This window comes from Devosia sp. LC5, from assembly GCF_000735585.1.
Lineage (GTDB): Bacteria > Pseudomonadota > Alphaproteobacteria > Rhizobiales > Devosiaceae > Devosia.
In genome coordinates this window covers 50,069-71,596 of sequence record NZ_JNNO01000002.1, presented here as the reverse complement: position 1 = coordinate 71,596, position 21,528 = coordinate 50,069, and the positions used below count along the sequence as shown (strand labels likewise).

Annotated in this window: 18 protein-coding genes and 1 other annotated feature; of the genes, 5 read left to right on the top strand and 13 right to left on the bottom strand. The window is 62.3% G+C overall.

The annotated features are described in order from the left end of the window. The first annotated feature begins 39 nt into the window (after positions 1-39). Together FF80_RS01980 and FF80_RS01975 are read left to right on the top strand one after the other, a co-directional pair. On the top strand, positions 40-414 hold the full coding sequence (locus tag FF80_RS01980; RefSeq protein WP_035097160.1) for a YciI family protein: 375 nt from the start codon (positions 40-42) through the stop codon (positions 412-414). 83 nt (positions 415-497) lie between these two features. Beyond that, entirely contained in the window at positions 498-896 is a 399-nt protein-coding gene (locus FF80_RS01975) for a glyoxalase/bleomycin resistance/extradiol dioxygenase family protein (protein ID WP_035097159.1), read from the top strand. Between the two features lie 109 nt (positions 897-1,005). On the opposite strand, the gene FF80_RS01970 is transcribed toward FF80_RS01975, so the two are convergent. Continuing rightward, positions 1,006-3,279: an NADP-dependent malic enzyme gene (locus FF80_RS01970; RefSeq protein ID WP_035097156.1), complete on the bottom strand. Its 2,274-nt coding sequence runs from the start codon at positions 3,277-3,279 to the stop codon at positions 1,006-1,008. A gap of 187 nt (positions 3,280-3,466) precedes the next feature. On the opposite strand from FF80_RS01970, the gene FF80_RS01965 reads away from it, so the two are divergent. Then, positions 3,467-4,720, top strand: coding sequence for a D-amino acid dehydrogenase (locus FF80_RS01965; RefSeq protein WP_035097155.1), 1,254 nt, complete (start codon positions 3,467-3,469; stop codon positions 4,718-4,720). Here FF80_RS01965 and FF80_RS01960 read toward each other — a convergent pair. Continuing rightward, on the bottom strand, positions 4,717-5,448 hold the full coding sequence (locus FF80_RS01960; RefSeq protein ID WP_035097154.1) for a phosphatase PAP2 family protein: 732 nt from the start codon (positions 5,446-5,448) through the stop codon (positions 4,717-4,719). The two genes, FF80_RS01965 and FF80_RS01960, sit on opposite strands and share 4 nt — an antisense overlap. Positions 5,449-5,586: 138 nt before the next feature. On the opposite strand from FF80_RS01960, the gene FF80_RS01955 reads away from it, so the two are divergent. Then, a complete protein-coding gene (locus FF80_RS01955) occupies positions 5,587-6,534 on the top strand; it encodes a diacylglycerol kinase family protein (RefSeq protein WP_052153071.1) in 948 nt (315 codons plus the stop codon). Further along, positions 6,531-7,358, top strand: a complete 828-nt coding sequence (locus FF80_RS01950; RefSeq protein WP_035097153.1) for a metallophosphoesterase — start codon at positions 6,531-6,533, stop codon at positions 7,356-7,358. Before FF80_RS01955 ends, FF80_RS01950 begins: the two co-directional genes overlap by 4 nt. Before the next feature lie 10 nt (positions 7,359-7,368). Here the strand turns inward: FF80_RS01950 and FF80_RS01945 are convergent, their stop codons facing one another. The 11 genes from FF80_RS01945 to FF80_RS21785 form a co-directional block, all read right to left on the bottom strand. Further along, a complete protein-coding gene (locus FF80_RS01945; protein WP_035097151.1) occupies positions 7,369-8,595 on the bottom strand; it encodes an MFS transporter in 1,227 nt (408 codons plus the stop codon). Positions 8,596-8,704: 109 nt separating this feature from the next. Continuing rightward, positions 8,705-9,274, bottom strand: coding sequence for a PadR family transcriptional regulator (locus FF80_RS01940; protein WP_160172777.1), 570 nt, complete (start codon positions 9,272-9,274; stop codon positions 8,705-8,707). 77 nt (positions 9,275-9,351) lie between these two features. After that, a complete protein-coding gene (locus FF80_RS01935; protein WP_035097149.1) occupies positions 9,352-12,498 on the bottom strand; it encodes an efflux RND transporter permease subunit in 3,147 nt (1,048 codons plus the stop codon). Positions 12,499-12,509: 11 nt separating this feature from the next. Then, on the bottom strand, positions 12,510-13,670 hold the full coding sequence (locus tag FF80_RS01930; RefSeq protein WP_052153091.1) for an efflux RND transporter periplasmic adaptor subunit: 1,161 nt from the start codon (positions 13,668-13,670) through the stop codon (positions 12,510-12,512). A gap of 135 nt (positions 13,671-13,805) precedes the next feature. Next, the gene (locus tag FF80_RS01925) at positions 13,806-14,375 is read right to left on the bottom strand and encodes a TetR/AcrR family transcriptional regulator (RefSeq protein ID WP_035097147.1); all 570 of its coding nucleotides are present in this window, start codon (positions 14,373-14,375) and stop codon (positions 13,806-13,808) included. Between the two features lie 165 nt (positions 14,376-14,540). Further along, positions 14,541-15,521 (bottom strand): SDR family oxidoreductase, encoded by a 981-nt coding sequence (locus FF80_RS01920; protein ID WP_035097144.1) that lies wholly within the window; start codon positions 15,519-15,521, stop codon positions 14,541-14,543. Between the two features lie 128 nt (positions 15,522-15,649). Further along, positions 15,650-16,408 (bottom strand): HAD hydrolase-like protein, encoded by a 759-nt coding sequence (locus FF80_RS01915; protein WP_052153068.1) that lies wholly within the window; start codon positions 16,406-16,408, stop codon positions 15,650-15,652. Positions 16,409-16,467: 59 nt separating this feature from the next. After that, complete coding sequence (locus FF80_RS01910) at positions 16,468-17,319, bottom strand: universal stress protein (RefSeq protein ID WP_035097143.1); 852 nt, start codon at positions 17,317-17,319, stop codon at positions 16,468-16,470. Between the two features lie 12 nt (positions 17,320-17,331). After that, entirely contained in the window at positions 17,332-18,819 is a 1,488-nt protein-coding gene (locus tag FF80_RS01905; protein ID WP_035097141.1) for a SulP family inorganic anion transporter, read from the bottom strand. Positions 18,820-18,970: 151 nt separating this feature from the next. After that, positions 18,971-19,023 (bottom strand) — a sequence feature (sul1 is cis-regulatory element that is thought to sense ions involved in sulfur or methionine metabolism; They are found in Alphaproteobacteria). Positions 19,024-19,251: 228 nt separating this feature from the next. Beyond that, positions 19,252-20,970, bottom strand: a complete 1,719-nt coding sequence (aztD, locus tag FF80_RS01900; protein ID WP_280113886.1) for a zinc metallochaperone AztD — start codon at positions 20,968-20,970, stop codon at positions 19,252-19,254. A gap of 110 nt (positions 20,971-21,080) precedes the next feature. After that, the gene (locus FF80_RS21785) at positions 21,081-21,371 is read right to left on the bottom strand and encodes a hypothetical protein (protein ID WP_160172776.1); all 291 of its coding nucleotides are present in this window, start codon (positions 21,369-21,371) and stop codon (positions 21,081-21,083) included. Between the last annotated feature and the right edge of the window lie 157 nt (positions 21,372-21,528).

The window sequence follows — 21,528 nt, the reverse complement described above, 5'->3', positions numbered from 1 at the left end:
GCATAGTCGCACACCGTGCTGTCGAGGAGGGCCAAACCGATGCTCTATGCCGTGCTGTGTTACAATGATGAAAACGCCATCGCCACCTGGAGCAAGGAGGAGGACGATGCCTGCATGGTCCGCCTGGCCCAGGTCGAGGACGCCATGAAAGCCAGGGGCAAGCTGGGGCCTGTTGCCCGGCTCAAGCCCACCAGCGCCGCAATCACCCTGCGCAAGACCTCGGGCGAGCCGCTCGTCATCGACGGTCCTTTTGCCGAAACCAAGGAACAGTTTCTCGGCTTCTTCGTTGCCGATTGCGACACGCTCGACGAGGCTATCGATTTCGCCAAGGACCTGGCTGAGGCCAATCCCGGCATGGGCGCCTATGAAATCCGCCCGCTCGCCATCTTCAAACCCAGCCATATCGGCGGCTGATCGATATTTCCAACCAGGCCGTCTGATTGGCCATCGCCCGCTCGTCGTGCTTGCATCAACTGATCTTTGCGAGGAGCTCCAGCATGACCGACACACCAGCCACCAGCGGCCTGACCCCCTATATCAATGTCGATGGCGTCGCCGATGCCATCGAATTCTACAAGAAGGCTTTCGGCGCCATCGAGCATAGCCGCAATCCGGCCAGCAGCGACGATGCCCGCATCATGCATGCCCATATCGAAATCAACGGCGCGCCGCTATTCCTGTCCGATTTCTTCCCCGAACACGGTTTCCCCATCGTCGCGCCCCAGGGCTTCAATCTGCATCTGCAGGTCGACGACGCCCAGCAATGGTTCGACCGCGCAATCGCCGCCGGCGCCACAATCGCCATGCCGCTGCAAGAGCAATTCTGGGGCGACACCTACGGCCAGCTCAAGGACCCCTATGGCGTCACCTGGGCCGTGGGCCAGTCCAAGCCGTAAACCCGCTCTTTAGTAGACCTCATGGTGAGCCTGTCGAACCACGAGGTCGTGGCTGGATGCTGCCACGGCCTCGCCCTTCGACAAGCTCAGGGTGAGGTCTAATCAGGCCTCAAGCGTTCACCCCCAGCGCCTCGGTCGCAGCAATCGCGGCCATATTGACCACGCCACGGCTGGTCACCGACGGCGCCAGAATATGCGCCGGCTGCTTGGTGCCCATCAGGATCGGCCCCACCGGCAGCGCATTGTTGAGCTCCTTGAGCAGCGTCATGGAGAGGTTTGCCGATTCAAGATTAGGGAAGATCAACAGGTTCGCTTCCCCCTTCAGCACCGAATTGGGCACGTAGCGGTCGCGCAATTCGGCATTGATCGCCAGATCCCCCTGCATTTCGCCATCGACCACCAGGTCCGGCGCCACCTCTTGCAGCCGCTCGAACACCTCGCGCATCTTTTCCGAGGTCGCCCCATCGCGCGAACCGAAATTGGAATAGCTGAGCAAGGCCGCCCGCGCGTCGATATTGAAGCGCTTGAGATGGTCGCGCGCCTGCAGCGTGATCGCCACGATCTCCTCGGCGCTGGGGTCGATATTCACATAGGTATCGGCGAGAAAGAACACGCCCCGATTCATGATCAGCATGGACAGCGCCGAGAGCTGCGAGCTGTATGGCGCCAGCCCGATCACTGATTGAATATCGCGCGCATGCTTGATGAACCGGCCCTGCAACCCGCAGATCAGGGCATCCGCCTCGCCCCGCCGCACCGCCAGCGCCCCGATCACCGTCGTATTGGTGCGCACGATGGTTTTTGCCGTGTCCGGCGTCACGCCTTTGCGCCCGGTAATGTCGTGGAACAGTGCCACATAATCGCGATAGCGCGGATCGTCCTCAGGGTTGATCACATCGAAATCGCGCCCTGCCTTCAGCGTCAGCCCGAAGCGCTCGATGCGCTGCTCGATCACCGAGGGTCGCCCGATCAGGATGGAGCGGCCAATGCCGTCTTCCAGCATCACCTGGGTCGCCCGCAGCACGCGCTCATCCTCACCATCGGCAAAGGCAATCCGCTTGCCCTCGCCCTGCGCCCGCTCGAGCATGGGCTTCATCACCATGCCGGAGCGGAACACGAAACGGTTGAGGCTATCGCGATAGGCCGCAAAATCCTCGATCGGCCGCTGCGCCACCCCAGACTCCATCGCCGCCTTCGCCACCGCCGGCGCGATGCGCAGGATCAGCCGCTGATCGAACGGATTGGGAATGAGATATTCCGGCCCAAAAATCGCCGGCACGCCATGGGCTGACGCTTCCAGCCCCGGCTCATGCGCTAATCTGGCAATGGCATGCGCCGCCGCCGCCTTCATCTCCTCATTGATCACGGTCGCTCCGCAATCCAGCGCCCCCCGGAACAGGAAGGGGAAGCACAGCACATTATTGACCTGATTGGGATAGTCGCTTCGACCGGTGCAGATCATCGCATCGGGCCGGGCTTCCCGCGCCAGTTCGGGCATGATTTCGGGAATGGGATTGGATAGCGCCAGGATCAGCGGATTTGGCGCCATATCCTTCATCATCCCGGGCTTGAGCGCCCCGGCCTTGGACAGCCCGACATAAATATCGGCCCCTTCCATGACTTCGCTCAACTCGGTCTTGTCGCTGTCTTGGGCGAAAGCACCCCGCCAACGGTCAACACTATTGTCCCGTTTCTTGGTCACCAATCCCTTGGAATCGGCTATCCATATGTTAGCCTTCGTCGCGCCCACGGCCACCAGCATGTTCATGCAGGCAATCGCCGCCGCACCCGCGCCCGAAGTGCAGATCTTGACCTTGGCAATGTCCTTGCCAACCAGCTTCATCGCATTGATGACCGCCGCGGCAACGATGATCGCCGTGCCATGCTGGTCGTCATGAAACACCGGGATATTCATCCGCTCGCGCAGGGCTTCCTCGATTTCGAAACATTCGGGGGCCTTGATGTCTTCAAGGTTAACCCCGCCGAAGCTGGGCTCCAGCGGCGCCACGATTTCGATGAAACGCTTGGGGTCCTGCTCGTTGACTTCGATATCGATGGAATCGATGCCGGCGAACTTCTTGAACAGTACCGCCTTGCCTTCCATCACCGGCTTGCTCGCCAGCGCCCCGATATTGCCCAGCCCCAGCACTGCCGTGCCATTGGAGATCACCGCAACGAGATTCCCCTTGGCGGTATACTTGTAGGCCGCCTGCGGATCGGCCGCGATTTCCTCGCAGGGGATAGCGACGCCCGGCGAATAGGCCAGCGACAAATCGCGCGTATTGGCCAGGGGCTTGGTCGCCACGATTTCGAGTTTTCCGGGGCGCGGAAACTCGTGAAAATGCAGTGCGGCCTCGCGCAAGCTATTGGTATCGTTGGACATCGCGATTGGTTCCTCCCCGGAGCGTCTGTCTGAACTGGCGCACGGGTATGGAACAGCTCCACCCCCGCAGCAAACCCGACCTTAGACTAAGCAATACCCCGCCCACGACGCCGGCAAGAATTTTCATCGACTTCCCCAGCCTGCCCGCTAGTGTCGTGAGCAATCGAACCTCGAAGAAATCCCGAATATGAAAATCCTCGTCCTCGGCTCCGGCGTCATCGGCACCACCACCGCCTATTATCTGGCCCGTGACGGTCACGAGGTCACCGTCATCGATCGCCAACCGGGGCCAGCGCTCGAAACCAGCTTCGCCAATGCCGGGGAAATCTCGCCCGGCTATGCCTCGCCCTGGGCCGGGCCGGGCATTCCGCAAAAGGCCATTAAATGGCTGATGATGACCCATCCCCCCCTGATCCTGCGCGCTTCGCTCGATCCCGCCATGATCGAATGGATGCTGCGCGTCCTCGCCAATTGCACCAGCAAAGCCTACGCTATCAACAAGGCGCGCATGGTGCGCGTCGCCGAATATAGCCGCGACCTGATGGTCACACTGCGCGCCGAAACCGCCATCACCTATGACGAGCGCATGCAGGGTACACTGCAGCTGTTCCGCGAGCAGAAACAGGTCGATGCCGCCCACAAGGATATCGAGGTACTCGAGCAATATGGCGTGCCCTACCAGGTACTCGACCGCGCCGGCTGCATCGCCGCCGAACCGGGCCTCGCCAATTCCCCCGCTCCGATAGCCGGCGGATTGCGCCTGCCGCATGACGAAACCGGCGACTGCTTTATCTTCACCAATAAGCTGGCCGACATGGCCAAGGCTTTGGGCGTAGAGTTCCGTTTCAACACGACGATCGAAGCCATCGAACAGCAGGGCGACCGCATCACCGCGGTCAAGACCAGCGCCGGCACGCTGACCGCCGATCACTACGTGCTGGCCATGGGCAGTTTTACCCCGCTCCTCGCCAAAACAATCGGCCTCAAGCTGCCCATCTATCCGGTCAGGGGCTATTCCATCACCGCCCCGATCAGCGAGGCGGACAAGGCCCCGGTCTCCACCGTGCTCGATGAAAGCTACAAGATCGCCATAACCCGCCTGGGCGATCGCATCCGCGTCGGCGGCATGGCTGAACTGTCCGGCTACAATAACCGGCTCGATCCGAGGCGCCGCGACACGCTGGCCCATTGCGTCAATGACCTGTTCCCGGGCGCGGGCGACACGGCTTCGGCCAGTTTCTGGACCGGCATGCGGCCGATGACGCCAGATGGCACTCCGGTATTGGGGCGCGCCAAACAGGCCAATCTCTTCGTCAATGCCGGTCACGGCACGCTTGGCTGGACCATGGCCTGCGGCTCGGGCCGCGCCATTGCCGATCTCATCTCGGGCAAAAAACCCGAAATCGACATGACCGATCTCGGCCCCGAACGCTATTCCTAGCTATTTTCCGGCGGCGGCTCGACTGCACCCCGCCGCTGCAGCCAGAAGGCAATCAAACTACAGCCCAGCGCCCAGGCGGCGCCAAGGCACCAGCCCGCCAGCACGTCACTGGGGAAATGCACCCCCATATAGAGCCGGCTGATACCCACGATCAGCGTCAGGAAGATCGCCGCGCCAATCGCGAAGATGCGCAGGGCCCGCGTCGGCGCCACCTGCGCCAGGATCGCCCCCAGGGTGAGAAACGTCACCGCCGACAGCATGGCATGGCCGCTGGGAAAACTGGCCGTGAACTGGTGCGAGGAGGTGGCGAGGTCTGGCCGCGGCCGGTCATAGCCCATCTTTAGCAATGTGCTGAGCAAGGTCCCGCCCAATACCGAAACCAGCACCAGCAGCGCCATGCCCCGCATCCGCGCCATGACCAGATAGATCACGACACCGGCTACCAGCAGCCCCAGAAACGCAAAACTTCCCAGCGCTGTCACATCCCGCACCATTTCCTGCACCCAGGGCGGCCCGATGACCTGGTCGATATCGGCCGGGTCGCGGAACAGCATCAATATGGCGTGGTCAAACGCCTCCGTTTCCCCTTCCAGCATTTCGTCGGCCAGCCGCAAAAATCCCAGGATCAGCCCGCTGACCAGGGCAATGCCGCTCAGCAACAACGCTTCGGCTTTGACGAAATCGCGCAGGGCCCGATAGGGACGGGAGCGGATAAAGTTTTGCAGCATGGCGTGAAATCGCCTCCGAGAGAGCCGGCAAGCCAATGCCGGACAGCGTTCCATGTTCCGCAACTTTAGCGCAAGGGCTGAACCAACAGGCATGCGCGCCCGTTAGGTTCGCGACTATAACCCTGTTTTGTGAGCCACATGCCCAAGCGAACCTATCACGTTATCTTCAATGCCAATGCCGGCACGGCCCTGGCCACCGGCATCACCGAGGCCGCGCTCGCCGGGATGTTCGCCAGCAACGGGCTGACCGCCACGATCGATGCCGAGGTCGATCGCCCGATGCCCGAACGCATCGAGCAGGCTTTGGCCGGCAATGCCGATACGATCGTAGCGGCGGGCGGGGACGGCACCATTACCGCGCTGTGCGGATCCATTCTGGGCAGTGGCAAATCGCTGGCCATCCTGCCCCTGGGCACGGTCAATGCGCTCGCCAAGGATCTGCGCATTCCCCTCGATACGGCGGCCGCCGTGGCCGCTCTGGCCGATGGCGTCGAGCAGCAGATCGACGTGGGCGAAGTCAATGGCCGCTTCTTCCTGCACAAGGTGGTTATTGGCACGATTCCGGGTCTCGCCGCTGGCCGCGAACATATCCGCACCATGCCCGGCGTTTCCGCCAAACTCGGCTTTATGCGCTATGTCTTCCGCCGGCTGGCGCGCACCCGCCGCATTGCCATTGCCATCGATGCCGACGACAAGGGCAAGCCCAGGGTGGAGCGCGTCCAGGCCGTAGCCGTGGCCAGCAATTCCTATGATGAAGGCTTCGGACGCATTCTCGCCCGCGAGCGGCTCGATGGCGGCACCCTCACCCTTTACCTGCTCAAGCGCCTGACCTTTGTCGATTTCTTCCGGCTGGCCGGCGGCATGCTGCTTGGCCGCTGGCACCAGGATGAGGCGCTGGAGGTGCAAAGCGTTGGCGCCGTGACCATTACCAGCCATAAAGGCTTGCTCAAGGTCATGTTCGACGGAGAGGTGGAGACCCTGACCACGCCGCTGCATTTCACCATTCACCCCAAGGCGCTGACCGTGCTGGCGCCGGCGGCCCTGCCCGACACTGAAGCCCCGCCGGATGAGGCCGTGCGCGCATGAAACTCGTCCACCTGTCCGACCTGCATTTCGGCCATCACGACACGGAAGCAGCCGCCGGCCTTGCCGCCGACATTACCGGCCTCCAACCCGATCTCATCGTCATCAGCGGCGATTTCACCCAGATCGGCAGCAAGGACGAATTCATCGCCGCCCGCGCCTTTCTCGATACGCTCAAGGCGCCGATCTTTGCGGTGCCGGGCAATCACGACGTGCCGGCGGTCAATATCCTGCGCCGTTTCCTCAATCCCTATGGCTTCTACCGCCGCTATATCGCCCGCGACCTCGAACCCTTTCTCGAAATGGGCGGGGTGGCCCTATTGGGCATGCGCACCTCGCGCCGCGCGCGGCTGGAATGGAATTGGGGCCATGGCAGCATTTCCCGAGGCCAGCTCGAAGACCTCGAAACCCGTTTCGCCCAGGCCTCGCCGGACGCCATCCGGGTCATCGTGGCCCACCATCCCCTGCTGTTCCCCACCGAGCCCATGCTGCAAAAGACCAAGCGGGTGAAGCGGGCCGACGAAGCGCTCGAAACCTTTGCCCGGCTCGGCGTCCGTCTCGTGCTGTCAGGGCATTTTCACCTGTCCTATGTGCGCAAGCACCATGCCCAGGGCACGACCAAACAAGGCGCGCCCACCGGCCTCAGGAAATCGGCCGTGGCGCCCATCCTGGTCGCCCAGGCTTCCTCGACCATCTCGACCCGCCTGCGCGGCGAACCGAACGCCTACAACATCATCACCATCACGCCCGAACGCATCGCCATCATTGTGCGCGAATGGCAGGGCCACCAATGGGTGACCCGTGAAAAGGAAACCGAGCCGGTCTGAACGGCTGCACTCAAGCGGGCTGCGGCTCGCCTTGCCGGTCCCCCTCGTCCCGCTTGGGCGGCGGAAAGGCCAGCGCCATGGCGGCGGCGGCAACACCCACGGCGGCCGAGGCGACATAGAGCCAGTGATAGCTGCCGAAATTATCGTAAAGCCAGCCGCCGCCCACCGGCCCGAACGCCATGCCGATGCTTGAGGTCATGGTGGCGGCGCCCAGCACCGTGCCCATCACATGGGGGCCGAAATAATCGCGCGCCAGCACCGCGTAAAGCGGCATTACCCCGCCATAGGCCATGCCCAGCACCACGGCCAGCATATAGAAATCGGTCAGCTGCGTGACATAGATATAGGTGTAGATGCCCACCGCCTGCAGCACGAGCCCGGCCACCAGCACCCGGCGCACCCCCAGCCGATCGGCCAGCACGCCAAAGATCAGTCTTCCGAAAAGGCCCGCAACACCCTCGACGCTATAAATGCTCGCCGCCGCCAGCGACGACGCCCCGCAGATCATGGCGTAGCTCACGGTGTGGAAGATCGGGCCGGAATGGGCGGCGCAGCACAAAAAGAAGGTCCCGGCCAGCACGAAAAATTGCGGGGTCCGCAATGCGCTGGTGGCCGGTAAAGGCAGGGACCTGGCGGGTGCGCTCTCACCGGCCGGAACCGGAGCCTCGGCCAAAGCCGGCGCCCGGCGAATGAGCAGGCTTGCCGGCACCACGATGGTCACTGCGCCAATGGCAATCGCGAGCATGGCGCTGCGCCAGCCATAATTGGCGATCAACACGCTGGCAAAAGGCGTGATGACCATCGGCGCCACCCCGCCGCCCCCCGAGACCAGCGAGACGGCGAGACTCCGATGCTTGTCGAACCAGCCGACCGCCGCCGCCATGATCGGCGCGAAGAAGGCGCCCCCGGAGGCCCCGACCAATCCGCCATAGGCGAATTGGAACACCAGCAAATCGGTGGCGCGGCTGGCCAGCACCAGCCCGGCCCCCAGCAATAGCGCGGCCATCAATACGACCGGCCTCGCCCCGATCCGGTCGCTGAGCGCCCCCCAGCCGAACCCCGCGACGCCCATGACGATGAACCCCACCGTCATGGCGCCCGAAATGCCGGCCCGTGTCCAGCCGGTCTCCTCGGCAATCGGCTGCAGATAGACCGGCAGGGCGAACATCGCCCCCATTGCTACACAGGTGATAACAGCGCCCGCTGCCACCACAACCCAACCATATCGCTCGTTCATTTTCCCGCTCCTCTCCCAACACCTGCCATCCCGACGAGCGGGCAAACAGCGTTTCGACTGGAAAAGAGAGAAATGCGTCGGCGATAGTTGGGCTAGGCCCGCAGGCCGCTCATCCCCGCGTGGAGGACGACCTTGACTCCGTAGAGCGGTCTTTGCCGCAGCTTGGGTCGGCACAGATCTTGCGAATGGCCGTGTCCAGCCCCTCGCGCATCGCCTGCGTCATCGCCAGTGCATATTCGAGCATCCAGCGGCCCTGCGGACTGCTGGAGCTTTGCGACAGCATGGCCTCGAGCCGCCCCACTTCGTCATCGAGGTGCTGCTGGCGCGCCGCGACATTGGCCACCACCACCTCGCGCGGCGCCAGATGGGCAAAGCGCAGGAAATGCAGGAACGAGCTCTGGAACTTGTCCTTGGCCAGCGGCGCCCGCAACCCGGCCATGAACGCCTGCCGCCCCGCTTCGGTAATGCGATAGACCTTGCGGCTGGGCTTGCCGGCCTGCTCCTCGATCACAAAGCCCACCAGCCCCTTGGCTTCGAGCTTGGCCAGAGCCGGATAGATCGCCCCGATACTGGCATCGGCAAACAAAGCCGCCTCGCCTTCGCTGAAATGCCGGCGAATGTCATAGCCGGTCGCTTCACCCTCATAGAGGATCGACAGGCACAATTGTTCAACAGTCAAAGTACTCGCCTTTCCTATTCCGGAATAGGGTGAAGGCAGGGACGGTTTGCACCGCCCCTGCCCTTGCTGGCCGAGGATCACTCCGCCGGTGCGGCGACCGCAGTGGAATCGTCCGTCTTGGGCTTTTCCTGCTTTTTGCGATCGCCGAAAATCCGCATCACGAAGACGAAGAAGATCGGGACGAACAACACGCTGAGCACGGTTGCCGAGATCATCCCGCCCATCACCGCAGTGCCGATGGCGTTCTGGCTGGCGGCGCTGGCGCCGGTGGCAATGGCCAGCGGCACCACGCCCAGGGTAAAGGCCAGCGAGGTCATCAGGATCGGCCGGAACCGCAGCTTGGAGGCTTCGATGGTCGCCTGCAGCAATGGCATGCCCTGGGCTCGCAGATCCTTGGCGAACTCGATGATCAGGATGGCGTTTTTCGCCGATAGCCCGATGATCGTGATCAGCCCGACCTTGAAGTAGACGTCATTGGGCATGTCGCGCAGCGACACGGCAATGACCGACCCCAACACCCCCAGCGGCACGACGAGCATTACCGAAAGCGGAATCGACCAGCTTTCGTAGAGCGCTGCCAAGAGCAGGAACACGAAGATGATGATCAAGCCGACCAGGATGGGCGCTTGCGAGCCGGACTGGATTTCCTCCAGCGATTGGCCGGTCCATTCATAGCCGAACCCGTTCGGCAATTCGCCCACCAGCCGTTCCATCTCGGCAATGGCGTCGCCCGATGAATAGCCCGGCGCTGCCGCCCCGCCGATGCGGACCGACGGATAGCCGTTATAGCCCACCACCTGCGACGAACCGCGCTGCCATTCCGCCGTCGCAAAGGACGACAGCGGCACCATGCTGCCCGAACTATTGGCGACATTGAGCTTGAGCAAATCCTCCACCTGCATGCGCTGGTCCTGATCGGCCTGCACGGTCACCCGCTGCATCCGGCCCGCATTGGGGAAGTCATTGGCATAGGACGAGCCCAGATTGGACGAGATCGTGGCATTGATCGCCGCAAAGCTCACGCCCAGCGTATTCGCCTTTTCACGGTCGATCACGAGACTAACCTGGGCCGCCGCCGGCATGCCTTCGACACGCAGTCCCACCAATACCGGGCTTTGCGAAGCCGCCGCCATCAATTGGTCACTGCCCGCGAGCAGCGCCGCCTGCCCCAGCCCGCCACGATCCTGCAGGCGGAAGGCGAAGCCGTTGGACGTGCCCAGGCCCTGGATGGCCGGAGGCGAGAGCGCAAAGGAAATGGCATCCTTGAGCCCGAACAGGGCGCCATTGGCCCGGCCCGCAATCGCCTGGGCGGAATTGCTGGCGTCGCGTTCGCTCCAATCCTTGAAGGTGATGAAGGCCAGGCCCGCATTGTCGCCGGCCCCCGAAAAGCTGAAGCCGTTGACGACGATCATGCTCTCGACGGCCGTTTCCTGGCGGAAAATATCTTCCACCTGGTTGGAGATTTCGCGAGCGCGATTGCTGCTGGCATCCGTGGGCGCCTGCATATCGACGATGACAAAGCCCTGATCTTCATTGGGCAGGAAATCGGAGGGAAGCTGCAGATAGCCCCAGCCCAGCCCGACCAGCAAAGCCAGATAAACCACCATGAAGCGGCCCGCCCGGTTCACCAGCCAGCCAACGCCTCTCGAATAGCCATTGGTCGTGCTTTTCAGTCCGCGATTGAACCAGCCGAACGGCCCCTTCTTCTCGTGATGTCCCGGTTTGATGGGCTTGAGGAAAGTGGCGCACAAAGCCGGCGTCAGCGACAGGGCCAGGAAGCCCGAGATCAGGATCGACACCACCATGGTGATGCTGAACTGCTGGTAGATCACCCCGACCGCGCCGGGGAAGAAAGCCATGGGCACGAACACCGCCGCCAATACCAGCGTAATGCCGATGATTGCGCCGGTAATCTGCTTCATCGCCTTGCGCGTCGCATCCTTGGGCGACAGGCCTTCTTCGGCCATGATGCGTTCGACATTCTCCACCACCACAATGGCGTCATCGACCAGAATGCCGATCGCCAGCACCATGGCAAACATGGTCAGAACGTTGATGGAAAATCCGGTGATCAGCATCACGCCGACCGTACCGAGCAGCGCGACCGGCACCACCAGGGTGGGGATCAGCGTGTAGCGGAAATTCTGCAGGAAGACGAACATCACGATGAAAACAAGGCCGATGGCCTCGATCAAGGTGTGGAGCACCTTTTCGATCGAGACCTCGACAAATGGCGATGTGTCATAGGGGATCACATATTCGACCCCGGGCGGGAAGAACTCCGCCAGTTCCTCCATGCGATGGCGAACGCCTTCGGAGGTTGCCAGCGCATTACCCGAAGGCGACAATTGCACGGCCAGGGCTGCCGCGGGCTTGCCATCGATCCGGGTGGCGAAATTATAGCTTTCCGCCCCCACTTCGATCCGCGCCACATCGCGCAGGCGAACCGAGGAACCATCGGGATTGGCCCGCAGCACGATCGAGCCGAATTCCTCGGGCGTGCTCAATTGGCCGCTGACCAGAACGGTGGCAGACACCTGCTGGGCAACCGGGTTTGGCTGCGCGCCGATCCGGCCGGCCGTAACCTGGGCATTCTGCGACTGGATGGCGGCCGTCACGTCCTGAGTGCTCAGGTTCAGACTGCTCATCTTGTCCGGATCGACCCAGACGCGCATGGCACGCTGGGAGGCGAACAACTGGGCCCGGCCGACGCCTTCGACGCGCCGGATTTCCCCCAGCACGTTGCGGCTGAGATAATCGCCCAGCCCCACCACGTCGAGTGCGCCATCGGTAGAGACCAGGCCCACCATCATCAGAAAGCCGCTGCCGGCCTCCTGCACCTGGATGCCCTGCTGCGTCACGATCTGGGGCAGCCGTGCTTCCACCCGGCGAACCGCGTTCTGCACGTCATTGGCGGCCTGGCTCGACTCCGTACCCGGCTCGAACGTCACCGTCACGGTCACCGAGCCGGAGGAATCGGACGTCGATTCGAAATACATGGCGCCTTCAACGCCATTCATTTCCTCTTCGATCGGCCGGGTCACGCTCTGATACATGTCCTCGGGCGAAGCGCCGGGATAGACCGCGTTGATCGTGACCTGTGGCGGGGCCACATTGGGATATTGGGCGATGGGCAATTGCGGCAGGGCGATAATGCCCGCCAGCATGATGAAGATGGCCACGACCCATGCAAAGATGGGCCGGCCGATAAAGAATTGTGCCATAAAAAACGACCTTAGCTTGCGGGAGTTTCAGCAGCCGCAGCCGCTACCACCGCTGCCGGTGGCGTCCATGGTTCAGGCGTGACCGGGGAGCCCGGCCGGATCTTCTGCACGCCCTCGACAACCACCCGGTCGCCGGCATTGAGGCCGTTCTCGATCACCGAGCGGGAGCCGATCGAGCGCCCGACAGTGACCGTGCGCAATTCCACGACATTGTCGGCGCCCACGATATAGAGCTGGGACTGCCCGCCGGCATCGCGCTGCACCGCCTGCTGGGGCACCGCGAAGGCGCCGCTTTGCACGCCCTGGTCCAGCAACACCCGCACATACATGCCGGGCAGCAGATTATCATCCGGATTGGGGATTTCGGCGCGCAAGGTCACTTGACCGGTGCTGGCATCGACCGCCGCGCCCGAGAACAGCAGGCGCCCGGCATGGGCATAGGTGCTGTCATCGTCCATCAGCAGCTTGACGCTGGCTTCGCCCGGCGCAAGGCTGGCTAGAGTGCCGTCTTCGAGCGCCCTGCGCAGGCGCAGCATCTCGTTGGAGGGCTGGGTGAAATCGGCATAGACCGGGTCGAGCTGCTGGATGATGGCCAGGTTCTCCCCGCTGCCGGCATTGACCAGCGCCCCTTCGGTGACCAGGGCGCCCCCGATACGGCCCGAAATCGGTGCCTTGACCTCGGCATATTCAAGATTGAGCTTGGCCTGAGCCAGAGCCACTTCCGCCAGCGCGACATCCGCATTGGCTGACGCGAGGGCCGCTTCGGCGGTGTCGGCACTCTGCTCGGTGCCGATATTGCGTTCGCGTGAAGCGATGGCGCGGGCGGCCTGCTGGCGGGCCTGCGTCTGCTGCGCCAAAGCGCGGTCGCGGCTGGCCTGGGCGCTGTCGACCTGGAGCTGGAACGGCGCCGGATCGATGCGATAGAGCACATCGCCTTCCTCAACCACGCTGCCCTGCTCGAACACGCGTTCGACGATAATGCCCGAAACGCGCGGGCGAACCTCGGCGATACGGGTTGGGGCGATCCGGCCCGGCAATTGATTGGTGATCGCCAATTGCTCGGGTTTTGCCTCGACGAAGCTGACGGGCATCGGGGGTGGAGCACCGGGCGCGGCCTGTGGGGCGCTGTTGGACTCGGTGCAGGCTGCAACAAACGCCAGCAGCGCGAGCATGCTTGCAGCCTTGGCCAGGGAGCTAATCGCCTTCATGATAAATATCCAAATTTGGCAGAACGGACAAAAGGGGGCCTACCCAGGCGCGCCATATGGCGGTGGGACAGCGGGAACTACGGAGATTGAGCAAAAGAACTAGGCTGGTGCGGGGCTATCACCCTGCGTGATTGCGATGCGTTCGATTTCGGCCAGCAGTCCGGTAAACTCGGCCGCAGACCACTTGTGGAAACCCATCAGATGCATGGACCGCAGCCCCTCCAGCGCCAGCAGGGCGACCAGGGCGGCACGCGGGTTTTCCGAGGTATCGGCCACTTTAGCCAGAGCCTGGTTTACGCTCGCCCGTACCAGGCATTGCAGATCTTCATCCTGGGCAAGCGCCGAACAGAGTTGCAGGGCAACCGGCTCGGCATCTTCACCCAGCCACTGTGCGGCGACCGCAATGCGCCCGCGAATCTCGGCATTTTTTTGCCCGCTCAGCTTGGCGACGGCGTCGTTGATTTTCTTGTCTTCGGTAACGATCTTGCGCTCGATGATCGCCTGGATCAGCGCATGCTTGCTCTTGCAATCGTAGAGTACGCTGCCTTTGCTGATGCCGGCCTCGGCGGCCACGGCATCGAGGGTAAGATTGGAGGCGCCATCGCGGATGACCACCCGTTCCCCGGCATCGAGAACTCGGTCGAGATCGATTGTCCTGGGGCGTGCCATTATACTGCGCTGGGTTATTGACTGACTGGTCGGAAATTAATTCCGGCAAGTCCCTTTGTCAAATGCGCTGCCGTTGATGCAGGCATGCAGCGGCGGGCCTTCAATAATCCCGCGCGATGCTTACAGCCGCCATTTCGGCGCCCTGGCCGGCGCCACGGCTGCGCCTCAGCCAAGCGCCGATTGCGCCTGGCAGATCCGATCGACCAAAGCGTCAAAATCACCCTTTGGCGGACGATGAGTGGCCAGGCGCTGCTTGAGATGCATGATCGGCTCGGCCAGGATGTCGTCGAGGCTTTGGGCGCAGGTGAAATCCCCGGCCACGCTCTTGACCTTGGAATTGTCAAAGATCGCCGTCCAGGCCTTGTCCCCCACCAGCGGCCCCACCCATTCCGGATTGTAGCGGATCAGCGTATCGGTCGGCACATGCACGATTTTGGCCTCAACACCGAGCAATCGGGCAATGGCCTTCTGGATATCGTCCCAGATATGGGCGCGGTCATTGGTGATGTGGAAAATCTCGTTCAAGGCCGCCGGCTTGCCGAACAGCCCGACAAACGGCACCGCGAAATCCACCGAACGGGTCAGCGTCCAGGGCGTGTGACCATCCCCCGCCACGATCGTGGGCTCGCCATCCAGCATGCGCCGCGCCATGATGTCGGCGTCGCCCATCATGATGGGCAAGCCGGTGCGCACCGTGTGGCTGGGACGGACAATGGTCCAGTCCAGGTTTTGCGTCCCCTTGAGCAAGTCCTCGCAGGCAATCTTGGCCTGGCTGTAGGGCCAGTAGGGATTGATCGCCGGCGTCTGCTCGGTGATCACATAATGGCTTGCCGGTTTCTCATAGACCGATGCCGATGAGATGAAGACATATTGGCCGCAATGGCCCGAAAACACCTCGATATCCCGCGCCACCTGATCGGGCGTGAACGCGATGAACTGGCAGACGACGTCATACCTGGCCTTGGCCAGATCGGCATAATCCGGCCCGCCAAGCTCGCCGATGATCGAGGTCACCCCCGCCGGCAATGCCCCGCCCCTTTTGCCCCGATTATAGACACTGACCTCGTGACCCTGGGCCACCGCCCGCTCGACACAAGGGTAAGAAATCTGGCCCGTTCCGCCGACAAAAAGAATGCTCATAGCCATTGAAAAGATCCCAATCTTGGAAAAGCGCTGGACGTAATTATCAATAATGATAGCGCGAAAGATCCCGGCCCGTCTCCCCTCCAGGCATTAATGTTACCAGAGTCGGGAGCGTTCGGCCCGGCTGAGGATCAGGCCGGGCGAGCGGGGCCCATGGCGAGCAATGCCAGTGGTTCCTCGACTGGGAACGCCAACGCCACTGCATCGACCAGGTCCGCAGCCGACCACATGACCTGCCTTGCCGGGATGTGGTTTTCAGCCGATGCCAGCGCCGCCCTGGCGCCAACGGCAATGGGCAGGATCGCCTGGCTTGTCTGGCGGGCGGCGGCCAGGGCGGAGGTGATATCCTTCCGTTGGTCGCCGACATACCATATGACATCGGAAGATCTTAAGGGGCGGCCAATCGTATCGAGGGCTCGCAGGATTGGCTCGGCAGACGGTTTTCCCTGCCTCACATCCTCCCGGAAGACACAGGTCGCAAAGTATTTTCGCAGATCGAACGCATCCAGGACATCCTGCCCATAGCCCTTGCCCAGTCCATTGCTGACCATGCCCATGGGGATATCATTGGCCCGAAGCAGGTCCAGCACGGAGCGCATGGTGGCACAGGGCTGAAGCATCTGGACCACCGACTTGCGGCGAAGCCGGTGCATGGTCCGGTGGACGACAAGCGACGAGGTCTTCGGTCGCGCCACCAGATGGGATCGCCGGAGCAGCCGAAAACGTGCCGCCAGACGCCCACTGCCATGCGAAACATCATCCAGGAATTCCAGCATCTGGAGGACGCGCGGATTGATATGGTGGACCAGGGTTCCGTCCAGATCGAACAGAACAATGGTTGGTCGCGCCGGATTCTGCCCCAGAATCTGCCCTCCAAGCAATTTCGCCATGAAACGTCGGCCAATTTCTCGCCACTGGCAACCAAAAATTCGGTGAGCGGAATCCGGCGCTACCGGAACAGCATGACCGGTATCTTGACCGAGCGGATCATCTCGCTGGTCGTGCTGCCGATGATCAGGTTGCGCACCCTTGAATGGCCATAGGCGCCCATGACCAGCAGATCGATATGATCGGCTTCGGCGTGGCGGGCAATGACCTCATCGGGCTCACCCTCCTCAAGATGGGTCTGGATTTCGAGCGACGCATTGGCCAGCAGGTTTGCCGCTGCCTCCAGCTTGCCGCGAGCCTCGGGTGTCTCCCGGCCGACCATGACCAGATCTCCAGCCAGCCCCGCAAAGAGCTTGCCGGTGGCAATGTGGGACACCGCCTTCATCACGCTGGCTCCGCCATCGAAGGCCACCATGAACCGTTTGACCGGCTTGAACGCCCGCGATGCCACCATGACCGGCTTCTTGCTGACCCGGACAACCCGCTCGAGATTCGAGCCCAGATGCAGCTTGGCAAAATCGGCAGCCTCGCCACGCTTGCCCACCACGACGAGGTCTGCATCCCCCTCCAGTTCCTGGACGGCTTCGACAATATCGCCATTGCGCAGCTTGCCGCTCGCCTTGATGCCTGCATCCGAAAGGCGCTTGACGCCCCCGTCAACGATCAATCGGCCCCGTTGCTGCGCCAGCTTTGCCCGTTGAATGTCGTGTTCGGCCAGGTCGGCAAGCAGCGTCTGCTGCGCACCCATCTCAAGGCTCCCGCTCCAGTCCGCCGGTGCGCTCCCCACATTCCGCCGGCCAATGACGTGGACGACGTCCACCTGAGCATCGATGGCTTTTGCCACCCAGGCGGCGTGATCGAGCACGCTTTCCGAATAGATCGAGCCATCGACCAATGCGATGATCCTGGACATAGCCATTCCTCCCTAGTGACCCATCAGGCGTTCGAGCGCCCCTGGTTTGTCGTGAATGGCCAGCTTGTCGACGATTGTCTCGCTGGCTTCGTTCATACCGATCAGCTTGACCTCGGCACCTTCGCGGCGGAACTTGAGGATAACCATATCCAGGGCGCTCACACTGGAAATATCCCAGATATGCGCATTGGACACGTCGATGCTCACAACTTCCAGCGCTTCCTTGAAGTCGAAGGCATTGCTGAAATCCTCCGATGAGGCGAAGAAAATCTGCCCCTCAACCGTGTAGGTGCGCTGCCGTCCATCCTCCGACAGGGCCGAGGTGACGCGGAAAATCTGGGAAATCTTCCAGGCGAAGAAGATGCCCGACAGCAAAACGCCGATCAGCACGCCAATGGCCAGGTTATGCGTATAGACCACCGTCACGACGGTCGCGACCATGACAATGGAGGAACTGCGCGGATGGGTGACCAGGTTCTTGAGCGAGACCCAGGAAAACGTGCCGATCGACACCATGATCATGATGGCCACCAGGGCCGGCATCGGAATGGCGCTGACCAGATCACCCAGCACCAGGATCAGGAACAGCAGCAGCGACCCGGCAACGAACGTGGATAGCCGGCCGCGTCCGCCCGATTTCACATTGATGATCGACTGCCCGATCATGGCGCAACCCGCCATGCCGCCGATGAAACCGGTCGCGGTATTGGCGATGCCCTGGCCGATACATTCCTGGTTCTTGTCGCTCTTGGTGTCGGTCAGCTCGTCCACAATCGTTGCCGTCATCAGCGATTCCAGCAGGCCGACGACGGCCACCGCCACCGAATAGGGCAGGATGATCATCAGCGTTTCCAGGGTCAGCGGAATCTGGGGAATGAGGAACACGGGCAGTGTCGAGGGCAGTTCCCCCATATCGCCAACCGTGCGCACGTCCAGGCCCAACCCGATCGAGAGCGCCGTCAGCACGACGATGCAGACCAGCGGCGAGGGGATGACTTTGGTAATGCGGGGGAAAAGGTAGATAATCGCCAGCCCGCCTGCGACCATGACATAGGTCAGCCACGTCACGTTGGTCAGCTCGGGCAATTGTGCCATGAAGATAAGAATGGCCAGCGCGTTGACGAAGCCGGTCAGCACCGACTTCGATACAAAGCGCATGACATAGCCGAGTTTGAGAAAGCCCGCGCCGATCTGCAGCAGCCCCGCCAGCACGGTGGCCGCCAGCAGGTATTGCAATCCGTGGTCGCGAACCAATGTCACCATCAGCACGGCCGTTGCCGCCGTCGCTGCCGAAATCATGCCCGGACGGCCACCGACAAAGGCGATCAGCACGGCAATCGAGAATGAAGCATAAAGCCCGATCTTGGGATCGACACCGGCAATGATGGAGAAGGCGATGGCCTCGGGGATCAGGGCCAGGGCCACGACCAGGCCGGCAAGAATGTCGGCGCGGACATTGCCGAACCATTCGGATCGCATTCGGGACAGGTATTCAGGCATCGGTTGCGCTTTCGGGACTTTCAGGATTTGGGACTGCGACCGGCCATTGCGAAATTGTCGCCAGATCGGGCGGCAAGTGGCCAGATGAATGTGTTGGACATTCGAGGACAGTAGGAGTTTGTGCCAAGAAGGCTCTAAACTGACAGTGTCTGGTTTGCCGAGGGATAGGCGCCCGGAGAAGCCACCCGCGCCAGCGGGTCCGTTCGAATGAGGACATTACTGCCTTACTGTTTCGGACCGTGCAAGGGTGGAACGGCATATGCGCCGCCGAAAGTCCGCCAAGGGCGGGGGACGGTTCGGAATTTCCCAATTGCTTTGGGCCAGGACAGACCCGGCTCGACGGTCGCCGCGGGGCGGCCGGAGCGGTTGAGGATTGATTGCGCCGCGCCCGGCCCTGGGCCGGACACGGCAGGTTTGCGTCACCAGCAGCGCTTAGTGCGCGATCATCTCATCGACGATCTCGCCGGCGCCCAGGGACGATGGATAATAGGTCGGCCAGTGGGTGACCTCCTCGAGCAGGGCCGCCCGGTCATCGCCCCAATAGAGGTGGTAGTGCCCCGCATCCTGGGGTGCGATGGCGTGATCGCTGAATTGGATGAATTGCGGCGCAGCGTCCTCGCCCGCGCTCTTCTTGAAGATGAAGCGGACGCCGCGATTGCCCTTGGCATAGGTCAGCACTTCGTAGCCGTCGCTGGCATACCGGGCTGCCAGCGGCTTGCCGTCCTCGTAGAAGGTGACGGTATCGCCTTCGATGGTGATGCGCTCGACATTGGTCCTGTAGCCGATCTCATAATAGGCGCGGTATTCCTCGGCAGTCTGCTCGCCGCTTTCCGCCTTGTGCTCCATGACCGGATCAAGCGTGCCGTCCTGGAGATAGGGGTAAACCGACTGCCAGTCGCCTTCCCAATCCGACAGCGCGCGCGCCGCGATCTGGGCGTCCTCGAAATAGCCCTTATAGATCTGGCTGTCGTGGTCGTGACCATGATCGTGAGCTTCATCGCCATGCTCATGACCTTCATGCGCGGTGCCGGTGCCCCCGACTGCCACGATATTGAAGGGCGTGCCCTCGACGGCGATTTCACCATCCTTCTTAAAGCTCGCGGCATCGACCAGCAGCAGCTTGCCGGCAAGGGGATCGGTGACCACGATATGATCACCGGCAACGGCCACACGCGGACGCGGATCGCTCCAGTGGCCGTCCATGGAATAGGGGTCCGTCAGCGCCAGCGACTTGCTCACTTCCCCCGCGATAACGTCGAGCTGGTGGAGCTGGCCGTCCTCGGTAAAGATGTAGGCGAAACGCGCACGGATGGGATCGACGGCAAAGGTGACGCGACGGGTCGGCAGTTCGACCAGGCGGAAGGCCTCCTCTTCGCTCGGATCGATCAGCACCACGGCGCTAGGGCCATAATTGCCCAGGAAGTATTGCAGGCCGCGACCGCCGGTCAGCGTCGTGCTCTTGCCCTCGGGCAAGGCGGGTGAATAGGCAATGTGCTCGATGCTCGGAGCGCCGCCCGGGCCGGGAGTAACCACCAGCAGGCCGGTGGCACAGGCGAAAGCGAGCTGGTTGCCCGAGGTGGCTTCGCCATGCAGGTCCGGACATTCGGCGAGGTCACCGACACTATTGCCGTCACGATCGAATGTCTTGATGCCGATCGGCAGATTGGACGGGTCCTGCGGGTGTGGCTCGGATACGAGGTCGAAATTGCCGTAGGGGACCACCACGCCGTGATGCGGGGCGCCCGAATTGACCTCGCGGAAGCTGGCGTGGCCTTCGAGAGCCTCATGCTCCTCGAACACGCGAGCAAGGCCCTCCTTGTCGAAGAACGCCGCCCAATGGCCATCGTGCCCGACGAAGTGGACGGGGTAGTCGCCCGCGATCTCGGCACCGGCCAGCGCTGCGTCTTCGATATCGATGTCCGCGTGATCGCCATGATCCTGGAAGGCAATGCCGGTCCTGATTGTGGTGACCACATCGGCGTCACCCTGAACGGCATAAACCGCTTCGCCGCTATCGCTGCGATAGAGCGAAGCCGGGCCCTTGATGTCGAACCTGGCCAGCGTATCGCCATCGACGGCGTCGATGACATGAACGACGGGCTTGGCGTGATCCGATACGAACAGGCGCCACGCAGTCACGTCTTCAGCCATTGCGGTGCTGCCGAGGCCCACCAGCAGGGCAAGCGCAGAAATACCCGAACTCAGTCTTCTCATTGGTTTCTCCTTGGTTTTGATGAAGGGGCGGATCGCTCCGCACCTGTTCACCCGGCGGCGATGGCCGCGGTGATGGTGCTGGCATTTGTCCGGATCAGATCGATGCAGGCCGGCGCGGGACCGCCGGGTCCCGGGAGGGCGGCCGCGGCCGAAGCCTCCGGCTCCCTCGAAACACCCTGCGGCGACACTTGGCGCGTCAGCTCGTCTGTGACGGGTAATGCAGCGACGGCTGCCAGCTTTTCCTGGGCAAGGCTGGCCGCGGTGGCACACAATGATATAACAGAACAATCGATAGGACGGAGCGTCAGGTCGAAGAATGTCAGACAGGGACCGGCCATGCAAAAACCCTTGAAGCAAATGCTCGAGTGTCAAATCATGTGACGTTATTACATTACAAAATTCTCTCCGCAAGACTGTTTCGGGATGCATGTCGGCGCCCAAATTCCGCTCAGCGCCTATACGATGCTTGAACGGCTTCAGAGCCCGGGCCGACGG